22 protein-coding genes and 1 tRNA gene are annotated in these 22,922 nt (G+C 66.3%); 16 read left to right on the top strand and 7 right to left on the bottom strand.

What is annotated here, in order from left to right; all coding sequences use genetic code 11:
* The first annotated feature begins 8 nt into the window (after window positions 1-8).
* On the top strand, window positions 9-2,546 hold the full coding sequence (locus tag G6P88_RS03430; RefSeq protein ID WP_165321843.1) for a circularly permuted type 2 ATP-grasp protein: 2,538 nt from the start codon (window positions 9-11) through the stop codon (window positions 2,544-2,546).
* A gap of 23 nt (window positions 2,547-2,569) precedes the next feature.
* The gene (locus G6P88_RS03425; protein WP_165324874.1) at window positions 2,570-3,448 is read left to right on the top strand and encodes a transglutaminase family protein; all 879 of its coding nucleotides are present in this window, start codon (window positions 2,570-2,572) and stop codon (window positions 3,446-3,448) included.
* Here G6P88_RS03425 and G6P88_RS03420 read toward each other — a convergent pair.
* On the bottom strand, window positions 3,445-3,891 hold the full coding sequence (locus G6P88_RS03420; protein WP_165321842.1) for a DUF3429 domain-containing protein: 447 nt from the start codon (window positions 3,889-3,891) through the stop codon (window positions 3,445-3,447). The genes G6P88_RS03425 and G6P88_RS03420 overlap by 4 nt on opposite strands.
* 113 nt (window positions 3,892-4,004) lie before the next feature.
* On the opposite strand from G6P88_RS03420, the gene G6P88_RS03415 reads away from it, so the two are divergent.
* Genes G6P88_RS03415 through G6P88_RS03405 form a run of 3 tightly spaced genes read left to right on the top strand, consistent with a single transcriptional unit; the run spans window position 4,005 to window position 6,434 of the window.
* Window positions 4,005-4,385 (top strand): thiol-disulfide oxidoreductase DCC family protein, encoded by a 381-nt coding sequence (locus tag G6P88_RS03415; RefSeq protein ID WP_165321841.1) that lies wholly within the window; start codon window positions 4,005-4,007, stop codon window positions 4,383-4,385.
* Complete coding sequence (locus G6P88_RS03410; protein ID WP_165321840.1) at window positions 4,382-5,704, top strand: ABC1 kinase family protein; 1,323 nt, start codon at window positions 4,382-4,384, stop codon at window positions 5,702-5,704. Before G6P88_RS03415 ends, G6P88_RS03410 begins: the two co-directional genes overlap by 4 nt.
* Window positions 5,694-6,434 carry an SDR family NAD(P)-dependent oxidoreductase gene (locus tag G6P88_RS03405; protein WP_165321839.1) on the top strand — a complete coding sequence of 247 codons (741 nt, stop codon included), beginning with the start codon at window positions 5,694-5,696 and terminating at the stop codon, window positions 6,432-6,434. The genes G6P88_RS03410 and G6P88_RS03405 overlap by 11 nt, the downstream gene beginning before the upstream one ends.
* A gap of 36 nt (window positions 6,435-6,470) precedes the next feature.
* On the opposite strand, the gene ilvD is transcribed toward G6P88_RS03405, so the two are convergent.
* On the bottom strand, window positions 6,471-8,324 hold the full coding sequence (gene ilvD / locus G6P88_RS03400; protein WP_165321838.1) for a dihydroxy-acid dehydratase: 1,854 nt from the start codon (window positions 8,322-8,324) through the stop codon (window positions 6,471-6,473).
* A 101-nt stretch (window positions 8,325-8,425) separates the two neighbouring features.
* Here ilvD and G6P88_RS03395 point away from each other — a divergent pair, with 101 nt between their 5' ends.
* A complete protein-coding gene (locus G6P88_RS03395; RefSeq protein WP_165324873.1) occupies window positions 8,426-9,349 on the top strand; it encodes a LysR family transcriptional regulator in 924 nt (307 codons plus the stop codon).
* Here the strand turns inward: G6P88_RS03395 and G6P88_RS03390 are convergent.
* The gene (locus G6P88_RS03390) at window positions 9,318-9,911 is read right to left on the bottom strand and encodes a hypothetical protein (protein ID WP_165321837.1); all 594 of its coding nucleotides are present in this window, start codon (window positions 9,909-9,911) and stop codon (window positions 9,318-9,320) included. The two genes, G6P88_RS03395 and G6P88_RS03390, sit on opposite strands and share 32 nt — an antisense overlap.
* Window positions 9,912-9,988: 77 nt before the next feature.
* Window positions 9,989-10,204, bottom strand: coding sequence for a hypothetical protein (locus G6P88_RS03385; protein ID WP_226946706.1), 216 nt, complete (start codon window positions 10,202-10,204; stop codon window positions 9,989-9,991).
* A gap of 291 nt (window positions 10,205-10,495) precedes the next feature.
* On the opposite strand from G6P88_RS03385, the gene G6P88_RS03380 reads away from it, so the two are divergent.
* A complete protein-coding gene (locus tag G6P88_RS03380; RefSeq protein ID WP_165321836.1) occupies window positions 10,496-10,669 on the top strand; it encodes a hypothetical protein in 174 nt (57 codons plus the stop codon).
* A gap of 9 nt (window positions 10,670-10,678) precedes the next feature.
* Here the strand turns inward: G6P88_RS03380 and G6P88_RS03375 are convergent, their stop codons facing one another.
* Together G6P88_RS03375 and G6P88_RS03370 are read right to left on the bottom strand one after the other, a co-directional pair.
* Window positions 10,679-12,190, bottom strand: a complete 1,512-nt coding sequence (locus G6P88_RS03375; protein WP_165321835.1) for an ABC1 kinase family protein — start codon at window positions 12,188-12,190, stop codon at window positions 10,679-10,681.
* Between the two features lies 1 nt (window position 12,191).
* On the bottom strand, window positions 12,192-13,280 hold the full coding sequence (locus G6P88_RS03370) for a zinc-binding metallopeptidase family protein (RefSeq protein ID WP_165321834.1): 1,089 nt from the start codon (window positions 13,278-13,280) through the stop codon (window positions 12,192-12,194).
* A gap of 170 nt (window positions 13,281-13,450) precedes the next feature.
* On the opposite strand from G6P88_RS03370, the gene G6P88_RS03365 reads away from it, so the two are divergent.
* The 6 genes from G6P88_RS03365 to pgeF all read left to right on the top strand — a co-directional run bounded on the left by G6P88_RS03365 (window position 13,451) and on the right by pgeF (window position 18,439).
* Window positions 13,451-14,410, top strand: coding sequence for a DnaJ C-terminal domain-containing protein (locus G6P88_RS03365; protein ID WP_206335921.1), 960 nt, complete (start codon window positions 13,451-13,453; stop codon window positions 14,408-14,410).
* 47 nt (window positions 14,411-14,457) lie between these two features.
* Complete coding sequence (locus tag G6P88_RS03360; RefSeq protein WP_165321832.1) at window positions 14,458-15,381, top strand: YihY/virulence factor BrkB family protein; 924 nt, start codon at window positions 14,458-14,460, stop codon at window positions 15,379-15,381.
* Window positions 15,382-15,391: 10 nt separating this feature from the next.
* A complete protein-coding gene (gene fabI / locus G6P88_RS03355; protein ID WP_165321831.1) occupies window positions 15,392-16,195 on the top strand; it encodes an enoyl-ACP reductase FabI in 804 nt (267 codons plus the stop codon).
* Between the two features lie 113 nt (window positions 16,196-16,308).
* Window positions 16,309-17,382, top strand: a complete 1,074-nt coding sequence (gene aroC / locus G6P88_RS03350) for a chorismate synthase (protein WP_165321830.1) — start codon at window positions 16,309-16,311, stop codon at window positions 17,380-17,382.
* Window positions 17,379-17,672, top strand: coding sequence for an acylphosphatase (locus tag G6P88_RS03345; protein WP_165321829.1), 294 nt, complete (start codon window positions 17,379-17,381; stop codon window positions 17,670-17,672). The genes aroC and G6P88_RS03345 overlap by 4 nt, the downstream gene beginning before the upstream one ends.
* Window positions 17,669-18,439 carry a peptidoglycan editing factor PgeF gene (gene pgeF, locus G6P88_RS03340; RefSeq protein WP_165321828.1) on the top strand — a complete coding sequence of 257 codons (771 nt, stop codon included), beginning with the start codon at window positions 17,669-17,671 and terminating at the stop codon, window positions 18,437-18,439. The genes G6P88_RS03345 and pgeF overlap by 4 nt, the downstream gene beginning before the upstream one ends.
* 66 nt (window positions 18,440-18,505) lie before the next feature.
* Here pgeF and G6P88_RS03335 read toward each other — a convergent pair whose 3' ends face one another.
* Window positions 18,506-19,282, bottom strand: coding sequence for a DUF1134 domain-containing protein (locus G6P88_RS03335; RefSeq protein WP_165321827.1), 777 nt, complete (start codon window positions 19,280-19,282; stop codon window positions 18,506-18,508).
* A 156-nt stretch (window positions 19,283-19,438) separates the two neighbouring features.
* Here G6P88_RS03335 and G6P88_RS03330 point away from each other — a divergent pair.
* The 3 genes from G6P88_RS03330 (at window position 19,439) to G6P88_RS03320 (ending at window position 22,890) form a co-directional block, all read left to right on the top strand.
* Window positions 19,439-19,531 (top strand) — tRNA-Ser (locus G6P88_RS03330).
* Window positions 19,532-19,862: 331 nt separating this feature from the next.
* Window positions 19,863-20,189, top strand: coding sequence for a hypothetical protein (locus tag G6P88_RS03325; RefSeq protein ID WP_165321826.1), 327 nt, complete (start codon window positions 19,863-19,865; stop codon window positions 20,187-20,189).
* Between the two features lie 304 nt (window positions 20,190-20,493).
* Window positions 20,494-22,890: a CaiB/BaiF CoA-transferase family protein gene (locus G6P88_RS03320; protein ID WP_165321825.1), complete on the top strand. Its 2,397-nt coding sequence runs from the start codon at window positions 20,494-20,496 to the stop codon at window positions 22,888-22,890.
* Window positions 22,891-22,922 lie beyond the last annotated feature (32 nt).

The following is a 22,922-nucleotide window of genomic DNA, read 5'->3' as shown; positions in this document are numbered from 1 at the left end:
GGGCCGTCATGCAGGGGGAGATGATGGCGGAACTGCCCGGAATGCCGAGCCTCGGAGAAGGCTGGCTTCAGTCCTACATTGCCAAGGCCGGGGCGGCCGACGTGGTGCGGGGCGATGTGGGCCGGGGCGCGCGCTGGTGGCAGAGCCTGTTCGATGGCGTGGCGCGCCAGAGTGAAGGCCGGCTCGACATGCTGCAGCAGCGCATGGTGCGTCAGGTGCGCGAGCTCGGCACCGCCTTCCGCTTTCCCGGCGAGGAGGTCGAGCGGCCCTGGCCGGTATCGACCATGCCGCTCCTGATCGGCGAGGACGACTGGGCGATCATCGCGGCGGGGGTCGCCCAGCGCGCCGACCTGCTCGAACGGACGCTCGACGATCTGTTCGGTGAGCAGACGCTGATTGCGGGCGGCGCGCTGCCTGCCGCGCTGGTCACCGGCAACCGCGCCTTCTGGCGCTCGCAGATCGGGATCAAGCCGCCCGGCGGCTATCATCTCCACATCTATGCCGCCGATCTCGGACGCGACCCGAGCGGGCAGTGGCGCGTCCTCGACGACCATGTCCGCGCGCCGGTAGGCGCCGGCTACGCCTTGGAAAACCGGCTCGCCTCGACGCGGCTTTTCGGCGCATTGCAGACGCGGCTCCACGTCGAGCGGCTTGCCCCTTTCTTTTCAGCCTTCCGCGAAGGGCTGTCGGCTGTCTGCCGCCGCTCGGAACCGCGCATCGGCCTGCTGACCCCGGGTCGCTACAATCAGAGCTATGCCGAACAGGCGCATCTCGCCCGTTATCTCGGCCTGCTGCTTGTCGAGGGCAGCGATCTGGCGGTGCGCGAGGACGGGCTGTTCGTCCGGACGATTGAAGGCCTCAAGCGCGTCGATGCGCTGTGGCGCCGGATCGACTCGCGCTTTCTCGATCCGCTGGCGTTCGACGCGGGATCGGCGATCGGCGTACCGGGGCTGATGGATGCCATGGCCGCAGGGCAGGCGGTGATCGCCAACGCGCCCGGCGCCGGCGCCGTCGAGTCGACCGCGATGGCGGCCTTCCTGCCGACTCTCGCAAGGCGGTTGATGTCGGAGGACCTGATCCTGCCCAATATCGCCACCTGGTGGTGCGGGCAGGACGTGCCCCGCGCGCAGGTCGAAGCGCGGCTCGACGAGTTGCTGATCGCGCCGGCCTTTAGCGAGACGCCCGTCGGGCTGCGCCGTGGCCGCCCGGTGCTGGCCTCGACGCTGTCGTCCGACGATCGCGCGCGTCTGCTCGAAGACATGCGCCGGCGGCCGATGGACTATGTCGGGCTGGAGGATGTGCACCTGTCGACCGCGCCGGTGGTGCTTGACGGACAGCTGGTCCCGCGTCCCTTCACCCTGCGCGTCTTCGCGGCGCGCGACGCCAATGGCGAATGGACCGTGATGCCGGGTGGTTTTGCGCGGATCGGAGACGAGTCCGATGCGCGCGCCACCGTCATGGGGGAGGGTGCCTTTTCGGCGGATGTCTGCGTCGTGGGCAACCGCGCGGTCGAACCGGTCTCGCTGCTGCCGCAGAAACTGCCGATCCGCCGCAATCCGGGTACGCTGCCCAGCCGCGCCGCCGACAATCTTTTCTGGCTCGGCCGCTATCTGGAGCGCGGCGAGGCGACGCTGCGGCTGATCCGGGCGACGCTGGGTGGGTCTATCGTCGCCGATGGCGGCGCCGCGCTGGTGCCGCTGACGCTCGACCGTTTGGGTACCATGTTGATCTCCTCCGGCGCGGCGGCTCCGCTCGTCCATGAGGACGACGAGGATGAGGACGATCTGTTCGCGGAGGATGTCGGCGAGACGCATGATCTGCGCGAGCTCGCGCTGTTCGCGCTCGACGGCGATAGTCCCGCCAGCGTTGCGACGCTGATGCGCCACGCGCGCAGCATCGCCAGCGGGAGTCGCGACCGGCTGTCGGCCGATGTGTGGCGGCTCGTCGATGCGCCCATGCCTCGCGCGCTGTCCGAAGATGCTGAGGCGACGCTCGCCCGCGCGATCGAGCTGCAGGAGCGTTTCCTGGCGCTCGCCGGACTCGCCGCCGAGAATATGGGGCGGACGGCGGGGTGGCGCTTCCACGACCTGGGCCGGCGCATCGAGCGGGCGCTGTGGGGCTGTCGCCTGGTGCGCTGCTTCGGGGGCGACGACGCTTCGTCGGACGATCTCACGACGCTGCTCGACCTTTGCGACAGCCAGATCAGCTATCGCGCGCGCTATCTGACCGGCCTCTCGCTCGAGCCGGTGCGCGACCTCGTCGCGCTCGATCCCTATAACCCCCGGTCGATCGCCTATCAGCTTGAGAAGATGGCGCTCCATTTCGGCCAGCTTCCGGCGCTCGGCGACGACGGCATGGCAGAGCCCCACCAGATGATCTTCTACCGGGTCGACGCGGCCATCCGCACCGCGACTGCCGACACGCTCGATGCCCAGAAGATGCTGGGGATCGAGAATATGCTGGCCGAACTGTCCAATGCGATCAGCAGCCGCTTCTTCCTGCAGGGCAGCGAAGGTCTTCGCATGGCCGGCATGACATTGGCTTGATCGGGGGCCTGATCGGGATGACGATGCGCTACAAGGTCAGCCACAAGACACGCTTCCGCTATGCCCATCCGGTCGCTTTCGCGCGGTGCAACCTGCGGCTGCAACCGGTCGAATGGTCGGGGCAGACGGTGCACGACCACCGGCTGGAGCTGTCGGCGGGTGCGCGCATCGCCTGGACGCGGCCGATCGGCTATCTGGGCCATGTGACGCGGATGGTGGTCGACAAGCCGTCGCGCGAGATCGTGATCGAAAGCCGGTTCCAGATCGAGGTGGACCGCCCGACGCCCGAGCCTCGCGCCGACGACCCCACGGTCGCCGAGATCACCGCACTGGTCCGCAGCTCGACCGACCTTGGGCCTGAGGGGCCGGCCAATTATATCTATCCGTCGCCGTCGATCCCGCTCGATGCCGAGATCACGGCCTGGTGCGCGGAGGATCTTGCGCCTGATCGCGGGATCGTGGAGGCCGGACTGGCGCTGGCGACGCGCATTCATGCGAGCTTCACCTATGACGGCAGCGCGACGGCGGTCGACACCGCCCCGATCGAGGCGTTCGAGAAGCGCCACGGCGTGTGCCAGGACTTCGCCCAGATCATGATAGCCGGACTGCGTGGCGTGGGTCTGCCTGCCGCCTATGTGTCGGGTTATCTGCGCACCATCCCTCCGCCGGGCAAGGCGCGTCTCGTCGGCGCCGACGCTACCCATGCCTGGGTGGTGATCTGGTGCGGTCCTGCGCGCGGGTGGATCGGCTTCGACCCGACCAATGCCTGTCTGGTCGGCAGCGACCATATCGTCACCGCCATGGGACGCGACTATGCCGATGTCGCGCCGATCGACGGCGTATTCACCGGGCAGGACGGGCAGAAGATCGACGTCGCGGTCGATGTCGAGCCGATCGTCTAGGCAAAAGCCAGCACAAGTGTGAGCAGGCCGAGCCCGGTCGCCATGCGGATACGAAGGCCGATCCAGCCATCGGGCACATGATAGCGATGGGCGAGAGCGCGGTCGACTAAGGGCGATGCAAGCAGCAGCACAGCGAGTATGACCAATGACGGTCCGGGCCAGCGCCAGCCCATGCACCAGGGCAGGAAGGTGGCCCAGGCGGCCAGACTGGGAAGCACCGCCAACAGATAGGGCCAGCTGGCGCGCTCATTGGCGAGCAGTGCCGCCATCCACCAAAGGCCGCCGAGGAATGACAGGATCAGCCCGGCGTAGAGGCATCCTGCGGCAAGCCCGATCCAACGGCTTTCCCCGCCGCTGAGCGCCATGATCACGCACAGCGCCTGCGGCAGGATGCCGGACAGGCCAAAGAGGACGAGCGGGCGGGGGAGTGAAGTCGGAGCCATCGCCAGACCGTGGCGTTGAGCTTGCGATGAACAACATGGTCTTTAGGGCAGGTAAGCGGCGATGGCCCAACGGGCAGGTCGCCGCAGAGGCCGGCAGGGTGCATGGCGGATATATGGCTGACCCGAAAAGCAGCGCCGTCGATGCGAGCGCCCCAGCCGTGACCGTCTGGTACGATGGCGCCTGCCCGCTCTGCACGCGGGAGATCGCGCTGATGCGGCGGCTCGACCGCAAGACGCGCATTCGCTTCGTCGACGTCGCCGATCCTTCGTCCAGTTGCCCGCTCGATCGCGGCGAACTGCTCGCGCGGTTCCATGCCGAGGAGCAGGGCCGGATGCTGTCGGGGGCCGCAGCCTTCGCAGCCATGTGGCGGGCGATCCCTCTTCTGCGGCCCATCGGGCTGCTCGCGCGCTACCGCCCGGTCGAGCGACTGCTGGAACGGCTGTACCTGCACTTCCTGCGCTGGCGACCGGCGCTGCAAAGGAGATTCGGATGAGCGACGCTTCCTATCGTCGCGTGCCGACGGCCCGGCTGTCACGCTTTCTGTCCCTGGGGCAGATGGCGGGCGGGGTCGCGGGTGGCGTGCTCGCCGAAGGCGCGCGACGGCTTTCGCGCGGCGAACGCCCGCAACTGTCCGATCTGATCCTGACGCCTGCCAATGCCCAACGCGTGACCGAGCAACTTTCCCGCATGCGCGGCGCGGCGATGAAGATGGGGCAGATGATTTCGATGGATGCGGGCGACATATTGCCGCCCGAGCTGACCGCGATCCTGTCGAAACTGCGCGAGTCCGCTCACCGCATGCCCCCGTCGCAGCTGGACTCGGTGCTGCGCGCCGAATGGGGCAAGGATTGGCGACGCCGCTTCGAGCGCTTCGACGCCACGCCCATGGCTGCCGCCTCGATCGGCCAGGTCCATCGCGCCACGCTCCCGGGAGGCCGGGCGCTGGCGGTGAAGGTACAATATCCCGGCGTTGCCGCCAGCATCGACGCGGATGTCGATAATGTCGCCGGCCTGCTGGGGATGACCGGCCTGCTGCCCGAAACACTCGACATCGCGCCTCTGCTGGAGGAGGCGAAGCGCCAGTTGCACGAGGAGGCCGATTATCGCCGTGAGGCCGAGCAGATGAAGCGCTACGCCGCTCTGCTCGAAGGCGAGGAGGGCTTCGCGATTCCCCGTCCGATCGACGATCTGTGCGGGGATTCGATCCTGGCGATGGACTATATGCCGGGCCAGTCGATCGAGACGCTGCGCGACGCTCCGCAGGCGATGCGCGACACCGTGATGGCGCGGCTGTTCGGCCTCGTGCTGCGCGAGCTGTTCCGCTTCGGATACATGCAGACCGACCCCAACTTCGCCAATTATCGCTGGCGGCCCGACAGCGGCGAGATCGTGCTGCTCGACTTCGGCGCGGCCCGCGCGGTGGAAGAGAGGACGGTCGCAGGCTATCGTCGGCTGATGGAAGCGGGGCTGTCCGAAGACCGCGATGCGCTGCGCGCCTCGCTTGTCGAGGTCGGCTTCGTCGCACAGCAGACGGTAGAGCGTCATGGCGCCACCCTCGACGCCATGATCGACGTGATGATCGCGCATCTCGGCCAGCCGGGCCTGTTCGACTTCTCTGATCGCTCCTTCGTGGAGCCTTTGCGCCGCCATGGGCGGACGATCGCCGCCGATCGGGCCGCCTGGCATATTCCTCCGATCGACACGCTGTTCGTCCAGCGCAAGATCAGCGGTACGGCGTTGCTGGCGATCCGCATGGAGGCGAAGCTGCCGCTTCGGGACATGGTGGCGGAGGCGATCGCGGGTGGGGAATGACGATCTCCGCGCCGGTCAGGCGGCCATCGTCTTCGGGGCCAGCGGCGGGATCGGTCGCGCGCTGGTAGAAGCTATCGCCGCAAGCGGGCATTTCGCTGCAGTTCACGGCGGAGGTCGCAAGCCACCGCAGGGGCTGCCCGACATCGTTCGCCCCTTTGCCTTCGACCTCTCCGACGAGGAATCGATCAAGGCGGCGATCGGCGCTGTCGAGCAGCCGATCGGGCTGGCCATCGTCGCGACGGGCTTATTGCACGACGCGGATCGCGGTCTGTCTCCCGAGAAGAGCTGGCGCGCGATCGACGGGGCAACGATGGCGCGGCTGTTCGAGATCAACACGATCGGCCCGGCACTCATCGCGAAACATGTCATTCCCCGACTGCCGCGTCAGGGCAGGGCGGTCTTCGCGGCGCTGTCGGCTCGGGTCGGTTCGATCGGCGACAACCGTCTTGGTGGCTGGCACAGCTATCGCGCGAGCAAGGCCGCGCTCAACATGCTGCTCGTCAACTTCGCCATCGAACTGGGCCGCACGCATCCCGACGTGATCATCGCGGGCTTGCACCCCGGAACGGTCGATACCGGCCTGTCCGAGCCCTTCCAGCGAGGCGTCATCCCCGAGAAGCTGTTCACGCCGGAAAAGTCGGCCGACTGTCTGCTGTCGGTGCTGGATTGCCTCAAGCCCGCGCAGAGCGGCCGCGTCTTCGCCTGGGACGGTCAGCCCGTACCTTGGTGAAGGACCGGGCACCCCACGCGAGGGCACCCGACGCCATCAATGCTTTTCGATCTGGCTCACATCGCGCACCGCGCCGCGCGCGGCGTTGGTGGTCAGCGCGGCATAAGCGCGCAGCGCCGGTGACACGGCGCGCTTGCGGCCGAAAGGCTTCCACGCCTTGTCGCCGCGCGCGACCATCTCCTCGTGCCGCGCGGCCAATTCGGCCGCGTCGACGTCGAGGGTGATGCCGCGATTGGGGATGTCGATCAGGATCGGATCGCCGGTCTTGACCAGCGCGATCAGCCCGCCTTCGGCCGCTTCGGGCGAGACATGGCCGATCGACAGACCCGAGGTGCCGCCCGAGAAGCGCCCGTCGGTGATCAGCGCGCAGGCCTTGCCGAGGCCCTTCGACTTCAGATAGCTGGTCGGATAGAGCATTTCCTGCATGCCGGGGCCGCCCTTGGGGCCCTCGTAGCGGATCACCACCACGTCGCCCGCCTTGACCTCATTGCCGAGGATTCCGGCCACGGCGGCGTCCTGGCTTTCATAGACGCGTGCGGTTCCGTGGAAGGTGAGGATGCTGTCGTCGACGCCGGCGGTCTTCACGATGCAGCCTTCGGGGGCGAGATTGCCGAACAGGACGGCGAGGCCGCCGTCCTTCGAGAAGGGATGCTCGGCGCTGCGGATCACGCCATTCTCGCGGTCGAGGTCGAGTTCCTTCCAGCGGTTGTTCGTGCTGAAGGCGACCGTGGTACGGACGCCGCCCGGCGCGGCCTTGAAAAATTCGCGGACGCTGTCGCTGCTCGTCCGGCCGATGTCCCACCGCGCGAGCGCATCGGCGAGGGTGGGGGCGTGGACGGTCGGCAGGCTCGCGTCGATCAGGCCGGCTTTTTCCAGTTCGCCGAGGATCGACATGATCCCGCCGGCGCGGTGGACGTCCTCCATATGGACGTCGTTCTTGGCCGGCGCGACCTTGCACAGGCAGGGCACGCGGCGCGACAGCCGGTCGATGTCTGCCATGGTAAAGGGCACCTCGCCTTCATAGGCGGCGGCGAGCAGGTGGAGCACCGTGTTGGTCGATCCGCCCATGGCGATGTCGAGGCTCATCGCATTTTCGAAGGCGGCGAAGCTGGCGATCGAGCGGGGAAGCGCGGTCGCGTCGTCCTGTTCATACCAGCGGCGGGCAAGATCGACGATCGTGCGGCCCGCCTCGCGAAACAGTTTCTCGCGGTCGGCATGGGTGGCGAGGACCGAGCCATTGCCCGGCAGCGACAGGCCCAGCGCCTCGGTCAGGCAGTTCATCGAATTGGCGGTGAACATGCCCGAGCATGAGCCGCAGGTCGGGCAGGCCGACCGCTCGATCACCGCGACCTCCTCGTCGCTATATTTGTCGTCCGCCGCGACGACCATCGCGTCGACCAGGTCGAGCGCCACGGTCTGTCCGCGAATGTCGGCCTTGCCGGCTTCCATCGGCCCGCCCGATACGAAGATCACCGGGATGTTGAGCCGCATGGCCGCCATCAGCATGCCCGGTGTGATCTTGTCGCAGTTGGAGATGCAGACGATCGCGTCGGCGCAATGCGCATTGACCATATATTCGACGCTGTCGGCGATCAGGTCGCGGCTCGGCAGCGAATAGAGCATGCCGTCATGGCCCATGGCGATACCATCGTCGACCGCGATGGTGTTGAACTCCTTGGCGACGCCGCCCGCCGCCTCGATCTCGCGCGCTACCAGCTGGCCAAGGTCCTTCAGATGGACGTGGCCGGGCACGAACTGGGTGAAGCTGTTGGCGACGGCGATGATCGGCTTGCCGAAATCCTCATCGGTCATGCCCGTGGCGCGCCACAGGCCGCGCGCGCCGGCCATATTCCGGCCATGGGTGCTGGTGCGTGAACGGTAATGCGGCATCGATCGCTCCGGGTTGGTCGCCTCTCGACCGACAGCGCTACGCCTGTCGCCTCATGTCGTAAAATATATTATAGAGCCTTTATTGGGTCGTAGGAGATATGATGGATATCCGGCAGCTTCGTCACTCTCTGACGGTCGCCGAAACGCTCCACTTCGGGCGCGCGGCCGAGCGGCTCGGCATGACGCAGCCGCCGCTGAGCCAGTCGATCCTCGCGCTGGAACGCGAACTGGGCGCCAGCCTGTTCCTGCGGTCGCGCCGCAGTGTCGCGCTGACGCCGTTCGGGCGCCAGTGGCTCGACGAGGTGCGGCCGGCGGTTGCGGCGATCGACGGGCTGGCGGATGCCGCTCGGCGGCTGCTTGCCGGGCAGGCGGGGCGGCTGTCGCTGAGCTTCGTCAGCACCGCCGATTACAGCGTCCTTCCCACGATCGTGCAGCGTTATGCCGCCGCTTTTCCCGACGTGCGCATTTCGTTGCAGGAAGCGACGAGCGATGTGCAGATCGACGCCTTGCTGGAGGGGCAGGCCGATGCAGGGATCATCATCCCCAGCCTTTCAGCCTTGCCGGCGCGGCTTAGCTATCGGCCGTTGCTGCATGAGCCGCTGATCGCGGCCGTTCCCGAGGCCTGGGTCGAGGAGGAGCGCCTCTCGATCGAGCGGGGGCGCATCCTGGGCCATGGCTGGATGGACGAGCCGCTGTTGCTGTTCCCCGCACGCGTGTCGCCCGACTTTCACGAGCTGGTGATGGGCTTCTACCGCGCACAGGGCCGCGAGCCCGCGATCCGGCAGGAGGCGATCCAGATGCAAACGATCGTCAGCCTCGTCTCTGCGGGCATGGGCATGGCGCTGGTGCCGAGCTCGATGCGCCACCTTGCCCGCACGGGCACGCGCTATCTGGAGCTGGCCGGGCCGGCTCCCATGCTGGAGACCGGGCTCGCCTGGCTATCCGCCAACCGCGCGCCGACGCTGCTGGCGCTGATCGAGGTCGCCGCCGGGATCAGCGGATCGGACGGACTTCGACGACCTTGAGGTGCGAAAAGAGCGTGCCGCGCGGGACCATCGCCTGGAATTGCGACCAGCGGCCAGCGAGGTAGCGGCAGCTCTTCGGATCGACCTGCGGCCCGATCGGGCCGATCTTGACCGGGACCGGCGTGACCACCTCATAGGTGACGACCCGATCGACCTGCGGCTTCCAGTCGTCGCGAACGGCCAGGCGTTCGCGCACGTCTTCCACGCTGGTGATCCGGTCGAACGTACCGAAGTTGCCCGGCATTTCCGGGGTCTGCGTCCCGCCGATCGCCATCTGGAAGCGGGTGCCGGCCGGCAACACGCTGTCATAGGCGCTGTACCAGTCGGGCCAGGGCGAAGCGCCACCGACAAGAAGCGCATAGGCTTTGGTCGCAGCCTCGTCATCGGCGAAGCGCCAGCGATTGGCGTCCCACCAGACCTTGCCCGGCGGGCTCTCGACCGAGTCCGCTCCCTTGCCGCATGTCGCTGCCGGAACCGCCGATGCGGTCCGCATCGTGCCCGTACCCGCGCAGGCAGCGACGAGCAGCAGCAGCATGGGCGCAGAGCGCTTGATAGCCTTCATGTTTCGTACCCCCAACGACTCCCCGGGGTCTTGTTAGCCGGGGAGGGGGAGTGATGCGAGCCTGTTTCCGGCGATACTTAGTCGCGCAAAGGGGGCTCCGAATTGCCCCAGCGGGCGCGCTGGGCGCGTTCGCGCTGAACCTGGGCGGGCGATTTCATGGCGCGAAAGCCGCGCGCGTAGCGCCGGCGGCGCTTTTCGCGCCACTCGTGGACGACCGCGATCACGACCCAGCCGACAATGACCGACCCGAAGAGCGACAGGGCGCCCCACTGGATGATCGGGTCGTTGAACACGGCAAAGCTCCTGCGCTGCGCCCAATATCGGGGTGGACGCCACTCTAGCAGCTCCACGCTGAAGCAGATGTAAACGACTGTAATGTGCAGCTGGTTTACAATTACGCAGCGTCGTTGCGCGCCGGTCCTTGACTCCGGGAAAGCGTGCCCCATCTTCGAAAAGCGGGCCGGGCCCCTCTGGCGATCCTGCGGGATCGCGATGTCGGACCGCATCGGGTGATCTCGATGCCGGGTCCAGTCTATTTGCCCGCCACAGCTCCCCCGATCGATGACCATCGAAGGGAACTGACCATGTCTGCAATGATGTACCGCCTGACCGACATCCGCCACCGTATCGAAGAAGAGATTCGCTCCGAGCTGTCGCGCCGCACGCCGAGCGGTCTGCGGCTGCTGCGGCTGCGCCGCCTCAACGCGCTGGTGCGTGAACGGCTTTCGGCGCGGCTGAGGAGGTTCGCACCGGCCTGACCGCGCAGCTTAGCGGAGGCCGATCGCTGCCGCGATCAGCGCCGAGCCGGCGAAGACGGCTGCTGCCAACCAGCGCAGCGCAGAGACGATGGCCACTCGCGAAGGATCGGGCCCCGTCTCCGGCACCGGGGCCTCGAGACGCGCGACCGCCGCCCGGATCAGCCTTGGCGCATCATCGCCCGCTCGCAGCAGTTCGCGCCCGACCGACTGGAGGGTCGTCTCCCAGCGCGCAGGGGACAGACGATGCATCGCAATGCGCAGGCTCGATCTCTCGATTGCCTGCGAGAGATCGAAATCGGGGACGATTGCGGACAGAACGCCGTCGATCGTCATCAGCGCCTTGAAGATCAGCAGGAGATCGGCGGGCAGGACGAGCTTTTCCTGGCGCATCAGCGTCATGAAATCGGCGACCATCGCAGCAAGCAGGATCCTCTGCCCGCCATGCCGCGCGATAAGGCGTTCGGCCGTGCGCCGAATATTCCCCGCCGGCACCGTGCCCGTCGACCAGCGCTGCAACACATTGGCTATTTCGTCGGGGTCGGACGCCGTAATGGAGCGCACGAAATCGATGAACTCCTCCCGACGTTTCGGCGAGACATGGCCGAGCATGCCGAGGTCGAGCAGTGCGATCCGGTTTCCGGTCAGGCAGAGCAGGTTTCCGGGATGCGGGTCGGCGTGAAAGCGTCCGTTGATCAGCACCATGTCGAGAACCAGATCGGCGCCGAGCTCCGCGATCGCGCCCGGATCAATGCCGGCCGCGCGCAGTGTCTCGCCACTGCGGGGCGGTACGCCGTCGACATGATCCATCACCAGCAGTGTCTCGGAGGTCCACTGCCAGTGGATCGCCGGTATCACCACGCGGGGATCGTCGCGGAAGTCGTCGCGTAGCCGCTCCGCGTTGCGCCCTTCATTCGCGAAGTCCAATTCCTCGAGGATGGCGTCCGCCAGGCTGCGGACGAGATCGGTCGGCGCATAGCGGCGTATCTCCGCGTTGCTCGCCTCGGCCATCGCGGCAAGCTGCGCGAGGAGCCGCACGTCGGCACGCATCTGCCGGTCGATTCCCGGACGCCGGATCTTCAGAACCACCGCCTGGCCATCATATATCGTCGCCCGGTGAACCTGGGCCATCGAGGCTGCCGCAAGCGGAGTGGTCTCGAATGAGGCGAAGGCTGTTTCGGGAGATTCGCCAAGGGCTTGTTCGACCAGATTTCGAATTTGCTCGAACGGGAGCGTTGGCGCCTGGCTGTGGAGGCGTTCGAGCTCGCTGATCCATTCGGGCGGAAGCAGGTCGCTGCGCGTCGCAAGGATCTGGCCGAGCTTCACGAAGGTCGGGCCCAGCGCCTCGAAGGCGAGGCGCGTGCGGCGAGGCAGATCATCGGCACCGGCCGCATCGTCGCCCGACGTGCTGCGGTCGAGGCCGAGCCGGGCCAGCAACAGCCCCAGCCCGAAGCGTGACGCGACGGCCAGTATCTCCGCGAGCCGCTCCCGGTCGCGTGCGGCCACGCGCAGGATGTTCAGCATATCAGGCGATCGATCTGCCGGACGCCTTGGCGATCAGCCGGTTCACATAATCGATCTTGGCCGTGACCGCGGGCGACAGATGGAAGGGATAGAGGTCGGGTTGACCCATGCTGCGGTTGATCGTGTTGAGCGCAAAGCTCCAGGGAAGCATCTGCTGCCCCAGCGCCTCGGTCGATGCCCGATAGGGGTCGAAGTCGATTTCTCCGGCGGGGGTGGCGTCGGGGCCGTCGAGTGGTGCCATTCGCATGTCGAATCCGCGCACCGAGGCGAGCGTATCGACCATGTGCAGATAATGCGCGAAGGTTTCGGCAAAATCCTCCCAGGGATGCGACGTCGCGTAATAGCTCACATGCTCGTCGGTCCAGATCTTCGATCCGCCCGCGGCATAGTGATCGGCAAGCGCCTGTGCATAATCGATGCGGTCGTCGCCGAAGACCGCGCGGCATACCTCGAGTTCGGCCGGATCGATCTCGACGAGCCGCGACCAGTAATGATGACCTACCTCGTGACGGAAATGGCCGAGCAGGGTACGATAAGGCTCGCCCATCCGCGTGCGCGCCCGCTCGCGTTCGGCGTCGTCGGCCTCGATCAGGTTGAGGGTAATCAGCCCGTCGTCATGGCCGGTATAGACTTGCGGTTCGCCTCTCTCCTCGGCTGAGGGGTCATAGAGGAAGTCGAAGGCAAGCCCCTGTATCTTCCCGATTTCTTCTGCCTTGGTTTCCAGCGGAAGGCCGAGCTTGAGCAGGGTGTGGAACAGACGCCTTTTGGCGGCCTCTATCCGCGCCCAGCGTTCCGGAACGGAGGGAATGCTGAGATCGGGAATAGTCCGGTTGTGGCGGCACGCGCGGCAATAGGGCGTTTCGTCGGCCGCAGGGACGAGCCAGTTGCACACGCCATGATCGTCATTATTGGCGCAGACGGCGACCGCATGCGGTTGGCCCGTTGCGTCGCGCCACGTCGTCGCCCCATCGCCAAGAAAGAGGAAGCCGTCGCTATCGGGATCATAGCCGAGCGTGAACCCGCAGCTTGGGCAGATCCTTGCCTCGAAATGCAAGGGGCGGTGGCAGTTCGGACAGGGGAAAGGCGCCATGGGTCAGGCAACTCGCTTGCAGTTGGGTCGATCTGGCCCCAGAACGCGGGCGATGCCGGGCAAGTTGCCGTCCGGTCCATCAATTTTTCTCTTGCGGAACGGCAAGACGGTACACATCTCACTTGTGGCATTTTTGCAACAGGTGCGACGTTAGGATGACGACGACGACGATGGCTGATCTCTATTCGATGCTTGGGCTGAAGCGCGGCGCGGACGAGGCCGAGATCAAGAAGGCCTATCGCAAGCTCGCGAAAGAGCTGCACCCGGACCGTAATACGGACAATCCGAAGGCGGCCGAGCGCTTTGCGGAGGTGACGGCGGCCTATGACCTGCTGTCCGATCGCGACAAGCGTGCGCAATATGATCGAGGGGAAATCGACGAACAGGGTAATCCGCGCGGTCCGTTCGGCTTCGGTGGGCGCGGCGGCGGCGGGTTCAATCCCGGTGCCGGCCCCGGCGGCGCGAGCTTCGACTTCGGCGACGGCGCCGACTTCGGCGACATATTTGAAGGCATATTCGGCCGTTCGCGCGGGGCGGGCGCCGGGCCGGGGGCTGGCCGGCGGGGCGGCTTTGGCGGTTTCGGTACGCAAGGCGGCGGGCGCCCGCTGCGCGGCGCCGATGTGTCCTATAAGCTCAGCGTTCCGTTCGAGGATGCCGCCGCGCTGAAGCCCCAACGGATCAGCCTGCCCAGCGGAAAGACGATCGACGTCAAGCTGCCCAATGGCGTCGAGACCGGGACGCAGATGCGGCTCGCCGGCCAAGGCGACGAGGGCCCGGGTGGCAGGGGCGACGCGATCGTCACGGTCGAAGTGCGTCCGCACCGCTTTTTCATTCGTGATGGCGACGATGTCAGGCTGGACCTGCCGGTCGCGCTGGAAGAGGCGGTTCTGGGAGAAAAGGTGCGCGTGCCCACCGTGGACGGTGCGGTCATGCTGGCCATTCCGAAAGGGACGGCCTCGGGCAAGACGCTGCGCCTGAAAGGCAAGGGCTTCCACCGCAAGGATGGCAGCCGCGGCGATCAGCTGGTCACGGTCATGATCGACATTCCGCAGGGAGACGCGGAACTGGAAGCCTTTGTCGAGCGCTGGAGCGGCAAGGGCCAGCGCAATCCGCGGGCCCAGTTCGAATAGGCGAAGGAACGGGCGAGTGACGGCAGGGGTTTCGGGACGGTTTCACGATGCAGGATGAATCCCCCGAAGCCCGCCGCCAACGCCCCCTCGAAACCCATCTCGACCAGCTCCGCCCCGGCGGTCGAATCTTCCTGGTGCTCAAGCGCGCCGCGATCGGCGTCTATTCGGACGGGTTCATCCATGCCGGCAACATCGCTTATCTCGCGCTGTTGACGATGTTTCCCTTCTTCATCGTCATGGCCGCGCTGGCGCAACTCGTCGGTCGGACGCCCGATGTGCAGCAGGCTGTCTATGGCTTTCTCGCAACGGTCCCCCCCTCGGTTCGGGATCTCGTCGCGCAGCCGATCAACGATGTGCTTGCGGCAAACAACCAGGGCACGCTGCTCTGGTTCGGTGCGCTGATCGGTCTGTGGACCGTAGGGAGCTTCGTCGAGACGATCCGCGATATTCTCTATCGCGCTTATGGCGTGAAACCGAGCAAGAGCTTCTGGCATTATCGGGCTGGCAGCATCCTGATCATCGTCACTTCGGTGATCATGGCGATGGCGGCGTTCAGTGCGCAGGTCGTCCTGACCGGCGTCGAGCAGTTCGTCGTAAGGCTGCTGCCTTTCGCCAAGGGAATCACCGCCCTGATCGGCGTGTCCCGTCTGGCACCGCTGGCGATGCTCATCGGCGCCCTCTATGCGCTGTTCACCGTGCTGGCGCCGGCCCGCTATCGGCTGGCGGCTTGCCCGAAATGGCCGGGGGCGCTGTTCACGGGCAGCTGGTGGATGGCGGTGACGATGCTGTTGCCGATCGTCGTGAGCGCTTTCGGTGGCTACGGGCGGACATATGGTAGCCTGGCCGGCGTTATTGTGACCCTGCTTTTCTTCTGGCTGGTGGGGCTCGGCCTCGTCTTTGGCGCCCATCTCAACGCGGCTCTAGCCGAAACCCCGGAAACTTCTGTAAAGGAAGCCGCGCCGAACGAATAAGGGAGTTGTCGTGGCCGGTTTGATGATGGGGAAACGCGGGCTGATCATGGGCCTCGCCAATGATCGCTCGCTGGCTTGGGGCATCGCAAAGGCGCTTCACGCTCAGGGTGCCGAGATGGCCTTCAGCTATCAGGGCGAAGCGCTTGAGCGGCGTGTGCGCCCGCTGGCCGAGCAGGTCGGCTCCGACTTCCTGATCGAGTGCGACGTCTCGACGGCCGAAGGGGTCGACGCGGCCTTTGCAACCCTCGCGGCGCGCTGGCCGAAGATCGACTTCCTCGTCCATGCCATCGGATTCTCGGACAAGAACGAGTTGCGCGGCAAGTTCGTCGACACCAGCCTCGAGAACTTCCTGCTGACGATGAACATCTCCGCCTATAGCTTCGTCGCGGTGACCCGCCGGGCCCGACCGATGATGGCCGAGGGCGGATCGATCCTTACGCTCAGCTATTACGGCGCAGAAAAGGTCGTGCCCCATTACAATGTCATGGGCGTGGCCAAGGCGGCGCTGGAGACCAGCGTCAAATATCTGGCGATGGACCTCGGACCGGAGAATATTCGCGTCAACGCCATTTCTGCGGGGCCGATCAAGACGCTGGCGGCCAGCGGCATCGGCGATTTCCGCTACATCCTGAAGTGGAACGAATATAATTCTCCGCTTCGTCGCAACGTGACGATCGAGGATGTGGGCGGCGCGGGGGTCTATCTCCTGTCCGACCTCGCCTCCGGCGTAACCGGCGAGATCCATCATGTCGATGCCGGCTATAATGTGATCGGCATGAAGGCCGAGGACGCGCCTGACATCGCGCTGGCCTGAACGAAAGGGGGCCGCGTGCAGCGGCCCCGAATGAACGGAACAGAGACAAGCATCATGAACGGGCTGCAGGCACGAACATCATCGCGCGGCGCGCGCCGGACGGAGGCGCTCTGATGTCCTTCAACAGCTTCGGCCGCGTCTTTCGCTTTTCCACCTGGGGCGAAAGCCATGGCCCCGCGATCGGCGCGATGGTCGACGGCTGCCCCCCGGGGCTGGAGATCAGCGAGGCGCTTATCCAGCCCTGGCTCGACAAGCGCCGGCCCGGAACGTCGCGCTTCACCACCCAGCGGCAGGAGCCCGATCAGGTCCGCATTCTGTCCGGTGTTTTCGAGGGCAGGACGACGGGCACGCCGATCAGCCTGATGATCGAAAATGTCGACCAGCGGTCGAAGGACTATTCCGAAGTCGCGCTCGCCTATCGGCCCGGCCATGCCGATTATGTTTATGACGCCAAATATGGCTTTCGCGACTATCGCGGGGGCGGGCGCAGTTCGGCGCGCGAGACGGCCTCGCGCGTGGCGGCGGGGGCCGTGGCGCGGCTCGTCATCCCAGAGGTTCGCATCCGCGCCTATCTGACCGAGCTTGGCGGCGATGCGATCGACCGTGCAGCGTTTGACGATGCCGCAATCGACGAAAATCCCTTCTTCTGCCCCGACAGGGCGGCCGCCGCACGGTGGGAAAAGATCGTCGACGAGGCGCGCAAGGCCGGCTCGTCGGTCGGTGCGATCGTCGAATGTGTCGCCGAGGGGCTGCCTGCAGGCTGGGGCGCGCCGCTCTATGCCAAGCTCGACAGCGAGCTGGCGTCGGCCTGCATGTCGATCAACGCGGTCAAGGGCGTCGAGATCGGCGACGGGTTCGAGGCGGCACGGCTGACCGGAGAGACCAATGCCGATCCGATGCGCCCCGGCCCGGACGGCCAGCCGGAGTTCCTTGCCAATCACGCAGGCGGCGTCGCCGGTGGCATTTCGACCGGGCAGCCGCTGATCGTACGGATCGCTCTGAAGCCGACCTCGTCCATCCTGACCCCGGTCGAGACCATCGGGCGCGACGGGCAGGCCGCCGACATCCGCACCAAGGGGCGCCACGACCCCTGCGTCGGCATCCGCGCCGCGCCGGTGCTGGAGGCGATGGTGGCGCTCGTCCTTGCCGACCAGAAGCTGCTCCACCGCGCCCAGGTCGGCGCGTGACCGGGACCGAGGCGCGGATCGCCCGCCGGGTCCGGATATCGGGCAAGGTGCAGGGCGTCTGGTTCCGCGCCTGGACGGTCGAGCAAGCGAACGATCTCGGCCTCGCCGGCTGGGTCCGCAACCGGCTCGACGGGTCGGTGGAGGCGGTCGTCAGCGGCGTATCGACGCAGGTCGAAGCCTTCATCGAGCGTTGCCACCGAGGATCTCCGGCGAGCCGCGTCGACCGGGTGGAGGTAGAGGAAACGCCCGGCATCGTCGCCGCAGGCTTCACGCAGAAGCCGACCGTATGAGCGATCGTCCCATTCCCATCCGGGTCGCAGCGCTTGCCGGCCTGGCCCATGGCTTTCTAGGTCGTGAGGGGGGTGTTTCGGAGGGCATCCACGCCGGCCTGAATGTCGGTCTGGGCTCCGACGACGATCGCGGCGCGATTCTCGAGAACCGCCGCCGCGCGGTGGAGGCGGTCGCACCCGGCCATCGCCTGGTCACGCTGCACCAGGTGCATTCACCCGATGTGGTGACGGTGACGGAGGCGTTTCCCGATGATGCCCGCCCCCATGCCGACGCATTGGTGACCGCGACGCCGGGGTTGCTGCTCGGCATATTGACGGCGGATTGCGTGCCGGTGCTGTTCGCAGATCGCGAAGCGGCTGTGGTCGGGGCGGCCCATGCCGGATGGAAAGGGGCCATAACTGGCGTGACCGACCGGACGCTCGATGCGATGGTGGCCCTGGGCGCCGATCGCGCGCGGATCGTTGCCGCGATCGGGCCCTGCATCGCGCGGTCCTCCTATGAGGTCGACGAGGCCTTCGTCGCGCGGTTCACCGATGCCGATCCGGAGAATGAACGCTTCTTTGCCGATGGCCGCCGGCTCGGCCATGCCCAGTTCGATATCGAGGCCTATGTCGCGCATCGCCTGGCGGCGGCGGGGGTGGGGCGGGTGATCGCGCTGGGCGAGGACACCTACGCGCAGCCCGACCGCTTCTTCAGCTTCCGCCGCGCTACCCACCGGGGCGAGCCCGGCTATGGCCGGCAGATTTCCCTGATCGCTCTGCCCTGAAACGCAAAGCGCCGCCGGGTCGGGAACCACGGCGGCGCCAAGCCTGTCGGATGTCGCGAGCGCACCTCAGAAGGGCAGCATCTTCGACTTCTTGGTGAAGTTCATATAGCCGACATTGACGCCGAGCCGCCAGCCGACGCCGAGGCGGATCGGGATCAGTACGACGTCGCCGCGGCGCAAATAGGTCGCGGTGAAGCCGCCGATAACATAGGCGGTACCCTCGACGGCCGGGAAACGCTGAAAGATATCGGCGCTGTCGTAGAGATTATAGACAAGCACGAAGCTTTTCGCGCCGTTGGCGCCGAGATCGAAGCCGAGCGAAGGCCCGGTCCAGTAGATCGGCTGCTGCCCCTCTACCTTGTGGAATAGCGTGCCCGAACCATAACGGACACCGACGATGACCGCGCCGCCGGCCTCGCGGCCTGCAATATAGGCATTGGGCTTGCCCTGCTCGGCGAAGATCTTCTCGATAAGCTTGGCGAGACCCTGCGCACCCTTGCCAAAGGTTCCCTCGGCCGCGCTCAGCACGTCGTCCTGGGCATAGGTCCCGCCTTCGACCGCCTCGACAGCCTGGGCGCGGGTGGAATTGGGCATGGCGCCGCCTTCGACGCGTACGGCGTCCGCAGCCGGTGCCATATCGCCCGGGGCGGGTTCGCCAGCAGGATCCATCGCAGGGGCCGAAGCAGGTGCGCTGACGGTCGTTCCGTAATTGGCTTCGCTGGCCGGCACGGCGGCAAGATCGCTCGCCTGGTTCGGATCCATCGTCCGGACCTGCGCCTGGGCCGTCGCCGACATCGCCATGGCAATCGCCGCGCTGAAACCCAGCGTCATGTTCTTGAACATCCCATCCTCCGGATATCTGCCTCGGCTGCCCGCCTTAAAGCGTCTTTTGGCTGTCGCTGCAATGAACGCCCACCTGAATATTACTGGCGAAATTTTGCTGACGGAGCCTGTTGATCCCGCCGCACCCGCCCGCTATAGCCCGGCCTCTGCCGACCCGGAGACGTGGGTGAGTGGCTGAAACCAGCGGTTTGCTAAACCGCCGTACCGGTAAATCTGGTACCGAGGGTTCGAATCCCTCCGTCTCCGCCAGAAACTTCTGAAAAGTAAGAGGTTTCTATAAGGTCGTGCGCCAGCCATTTCGCCGGTCATATAAGGCACTCCCAGAGGCTTCTCGTCGCCGGGCTCGACACGTTCACGCGACACATTCAAATGATATACGCCTCGCCTGGATCGGCAATCGCCGACAAGATCGGCGATTGATCCAAAACGGATTGGTTGAGCCATTCGCATTGGAATTGGCCGATCGAGACGGCATTCTGTCGCCATCGGAGGTGAGGGAGCGGCTATGCGAAGAGCAATATTGGCAGCGGCAGCGGTCTTATCTCTGGTCGGCATATCAACCGATGCAGAGGCGAAAAGCATGGCCGAAGTGTTTGCGCAATGCCAGGACCAACGGCCATTTGCGGAATATGGCGCGTGCGTGAAGTCGGCCTATGCCGCCAAAGGCGATCTCCGTAACTCTGGTCCGGTGCTGGCCTTTTTTGCCTATTTTGACGAGCTCATCGAAAATTTCGAAAAATCGCAGGGCACGGCGGAGCCTATGACCGAGGCAAAGGCCCGGGCAGAGACTTTCCGCATATGGCAGGCGACGATAGAGGCGGATGACAAATCGCGGCGCGGGCAGTCCGGTCGGGCCACATCGTGCACCCCGACAACCAACGGCGCGATGATGTGTATAGAGCTTTGACCAAGTCGTCGGCGTACCAGTGAGGTCCCGCGCCACTGAGGGCCGTTGCGGGAACTTACTCGAAATGCATTCAGATCGGCAGATGCCCGACAGCCTGTTGTCGAGGATAGTGCAAGCCGTGCGACGTCCCTCGGCGTCGCTGGCCGATCATGGCCGCTATGGCGTCGCCCTTGATAAGAATCCGTTATGAACGGTGAAGGATTGCGTATTGGACAGTCCGGGCGTGTCCCCGGCAGTCTTCCGACAAAGAAACACATATGTCGGGAAGCGGGATGCGGCGCAGCACAAGCTGTCGGGAAGGGCGATGAGTCGCCAGGAAAAAGGTCTGTCGGCGGAAGGGCCGCTCGACGGTCTTTTGGTCGTCGACCTGCTGGGTGCAGGGTTGGGCAAGATCGGCCGCATCTTCGCCGATCTCGGCGCGCGGGTGCTGTCGCCGGACTGGGACGGCCGCGACGTGCCCGCTGTCGCCGGCAATGCGGCGCTGACGGCAGAGGTCGCGAACGCCGGGAAACAGCGCGTGTGGCTGGACGAGACTGCGGCCGCCCGCACGACGCAATGGATCGAACTGCTGGCCGATGCCGATCTGCTGCTGCTGCCAAGCCCCCTGCCCGTGGACGTCGGCATGAACGCGGAGGAACTGGACGCTGCGCTTCCCACAAGAGCCGTCCGCATGACGGTCAGCCCGTTCGGGCTCTGGAATGCGCATAGCGACTGGCAGGCGACGGATCCCGTACTTCACGCCCTGTCGAGCGAGCTTTCGCGATCGGGAGTGGCGGGACGCGCTCCGCTGCTACCGCCGGGAGAGCTGGCGCTCGAATGCGCTATGTCGCAAGGCGCTTTCGTCGCGATGTCTGCGCTCTTTGCGGCGCAGCGGACAGGGCAGGGAGACCGGATCGATTTCTCGCTTCTCGACGGCGCGGTGCAGGCGCTCGATCCGGGATTCGGGATAGCGGGCAGCGCCACGCTCGGGCGCTCGGCCGCAGCGCTTCCCCCGGGGCGTCCGGCTGCCGGGACCCTCTATCCGATCCATAGCTGCGCCGATGGGAAAGTCCGCATCTGCGTCCTCGCGCCGCGCCAGTGGCAGAACATGTTCCGCTGGATGGGCTCGCCGCCCGCCTTTGCCGGGCCGGAGTTCAATCGCCTCGACGTGCGCCAGGCGTCCGCACCATTGCAGGAGGCGATGGCGGACTTCTTCGCCGTCCGCACGAAGGCGGATCTCGTGGCCGAGGGGGCGGCGCGAGGAGTGCCGATCTCCGCCGTGCTCACACTCGAGGAGTGTCTGGCGACCGATCATGTCCAGGCGCGGGGCGTGCTTGTGGAAGCCGCGCTGGCCGACGGACGTCGCCTGCGGCTTCCGAAAAGCCCGATCGCATTCGGTGCGGCACCCGGCGGGGCGGATGCCGGCATTGCAGCGCGCCGGCCTGCAGCCACCGCGGCACGTCCGACGCCGGAATTGCCGCTGACCGGCCTGAAGGTGCTCGATCTGGGGGTGATCGTCGTCGGAGGAGAGCAGGGGCGGCTGCTCGCCGATCTGGGTGCCGACGTCGTCAAGGTCGAGAGCGCGGCCTTTCCCGACGGCACGCGGCACAGCTATCTGCCGACGGGATTGTCGGTCGGCTTCGCGGCGGGCCACCGCAACAAGCGCAGCCTGGGCCTCGACCTGCGGCATCCGGACGGCAAGGCGCTGTTTCTGCGCCTTGCTGCGGAAGCCGATGTAATCCTGTCCAATTTCAAGCCGGGCACGATGGAGGCCCTTGGCTTCGATCATGCGACGATCGCGACGGTCAATCCCGGCATCGTGATGATCGACAGCAGCGCGTTCGGATCGGACGGCCCCTGGGCGGCGCGGATGGGCTATGGCCCGCTGGTGCGCGCGGCGTCGGGCCTTACCAGCAAATGGTGCTATCCCGACGATCCTTCGGCCCATAGCGATGCGGTCACCATCTATCCGGATCATTCGGCGGCGCGCTATGGCGCCATCGCGACCCTGGCTCTGCTGCATCGACGCACGAAGACCGGGCGCGGCGGCACGGCATCGATCTCGCAGCTCGATGTGATGCTCGACCACTTCTCGGCGGAGATCGCGGCCCGTGCGGCCGGAGCGGAGGGCTGGGAAGAGCCCGTCGACGCGCCCTGGGGCGTGTTTCAGGCACAGGGCGACGACCAGTGGTGCGTCGTGACCGTCCGGCAGGATGCGGACTGGCGCGCGCTGGCGGCAGTCATGGGACGAACCGATTGGCTGGAGGACGAGGATCTGTCCCAGCGCGCCGGCCGGCTCCGTCGACGGGCGGAGATAGAGGCCGGTCTGGCTGCCTGGATGCTGGCACAGGACGCCGAAGCAGCGATGCGGCTGTTGCAGGAGGCGGGTGTCCCAGCCGCGCAGATGCTGCGTATCGCCGATCTTCCGGGCTTTTCCTATTATCGGCAGCGCGGCTTGTTTCGCGTCGATCGCCATCCCTATCTCGAGGAAGACGTGATCGCCGAGCGGTTTCACGCGCACTCCCGGAATGTTCGAGCCTTGCCTGCCATGCCAGCGCCGCTGATGGGCCAGCATAGCGCAGAAGTGGTCCAGCATTGGCTGGGACTGTCGGTGGCGGAGACGGAGGTGCTGTTCGCCTCCGGTGTCCTGCAGGGCGTGGATCCGGCGATCGAGCAAATGCTCGCCGCCGGGCTCGGGCGGGGCGAGCGATCACCGGCCTAGCGGATCGACGCGGACGCCCCGGGGCGATCGCG

The organism is Rhizorhabdus phycosphaerae (assembly GCF_011044255.1).
GTDB classification, from domain to species: domain Bacteria; phylum Pseudomonadota; class Alphaproteobacteria; order Sphingomonadales; family Sphingomonadaceae; genus Rhizorhabdus; species Rhizorhabdus phycosphaerae.
The sequence above is the reverse complement of the archived record's forward strand: the minus strand, read 5'-3'. Positions and strand labels throughout refer to the sequence as shown.

What these genes read in the sequence shown, in the direction of transcription:
- G6P88_RS03430 (WP_165321843.1), top strand. Translation starts at nt 9, where the DNA reads ATGCAGGGGGAGATGATGGCGGAACTGCCCGGAATGCCGAGCCTCGGA.
- G6P88_RS03425 (WP_165324874.1), top strand. Translation starts at nt 2,570, where the DNA reads ATGCGCTACAAGGTCAGCCACAAGACACGCTTCCGCTATGCCCATCCG.
- G6P88_RS03420 (WP_165321842.1), bottom strand. Translation starts at nt 3,891, where the DNA reads ATGGCTCCGACTTCACTCCCCCGCCCGCTCGTCCTCTTTGGCCTGTCC.
- G6P88_RS03415 (WP_165321841.1), top strand. Translation starts at nt 4,005, where the DNA reads ATGGCTGACCCGAAAAGCAGCGCCGTCGATGCGAGCGCCCCAGCCGTG.
- G6P88_RS03410 (WP_165321840.1), top strand. Translation starts at nt 4,382, where the DNA reads ATGAGCGACGCTTCCTATCGTCGCGTGCCGACGGCCCGGCTGTCACGC.
- ilvD (WP_165321838.1), bottom strand. Translation starts at nt 8,324, where the DNA reads ATGCCGCATTACCGTTCACGCACCAGCACCCATGGCCGGAATATGGCC.
- G6P88_RS03395 (WP_165324873.1), top strand. Translation starts at nt 8,426, where the DNA reads ATGGATATCCGGCAGCTTCGTCACTCTCTGACGGTCGCCGAAACGCTC.
- G6P88_RS03390 (WP_165321837.1), bottom strand. Translation starts at nt 9,911, where the DNA reads ATGAAGGCTATCAAGCGCTCTGCGCCCATGCTGCTGCTGCTCGTCGCT.
- G6P88_RS03380 (WP_165321836.1), top strand. Translation starts at nt 10,496, where the DNA reads ATGTCTGCAATGATGTACCGCCTGACCGACATCCGCCACCGTATCGAA.
- G6P88_RS03375 (WP_165321835.1), bottom strand. Translation starts at nt 12,190, where the DNA reads ATGCTGAACATCCTGCGCGTGGCCGCACGCGACCGGGAGCGGCTCGCG.
- G6P88_RS03370 (WP_165321834.1), bottom strand. Translation starts at nt 13,280, where the DNA reads ATGGCGCCTTTCCCCTGTCCGAACTGCCACCGCCCCTTGCATTTCGAG.
- G6P88_RS03365 (WP_206335921.1), top strand. Translation starts at nt 13,451, where the DNA reads ATGGCTGATCTCTATTCGATGCTTGGGCTGAAGCGCGGCGCGGACGAG.
- G6P88_RS03360 (WP_165321832.1), top strand. Translation starts at nt 14,458, where the DNA reads ATGCAGGATGAATCCCCCGAAGCCCGCCGCCAACGCCCCCTCGAAACC.
- aroC (WP_165321830.1), top strand. Translation starts at nt 16,309, where the DNA reads ATGTCCTTCAACAGCTTCGGCCGCGTCTTTCGCTTTTCCACCTGGGGC.
- pgeF (WP_165321828.1), top strand. Translation starts at nt 17,669, where the DNA reads ATGAGCGATCGTCCCATTCCCATCCGGGTCGCAGCGCTTGCCGGCCTG.
- G6P88_RS03335 (WP_165321827.1), bottom strand. Translation starts at nt 19,282, where the DNA reads ATGTTCAAGAACATGACGCTGGGTTTCAGCGCGGCGATTGCCATGGCG.
- G6P88_RS03325 (WP_165321826.1), top strand. Translation starts at nt 19,863, where the DNA reads ATGGCCGAAGTGTTTGCGCAATGCCAGGACCAACGGCCATTTGCGGAA.
- G6P88_RS03320 (WP_165321825.1), top strand. Translation starts at nt 20,494, where the DNA reads ATGAGTCGCCAGGAAAAAGGTCTGTCGGCGGAAGGGCCGCTCGACGGT.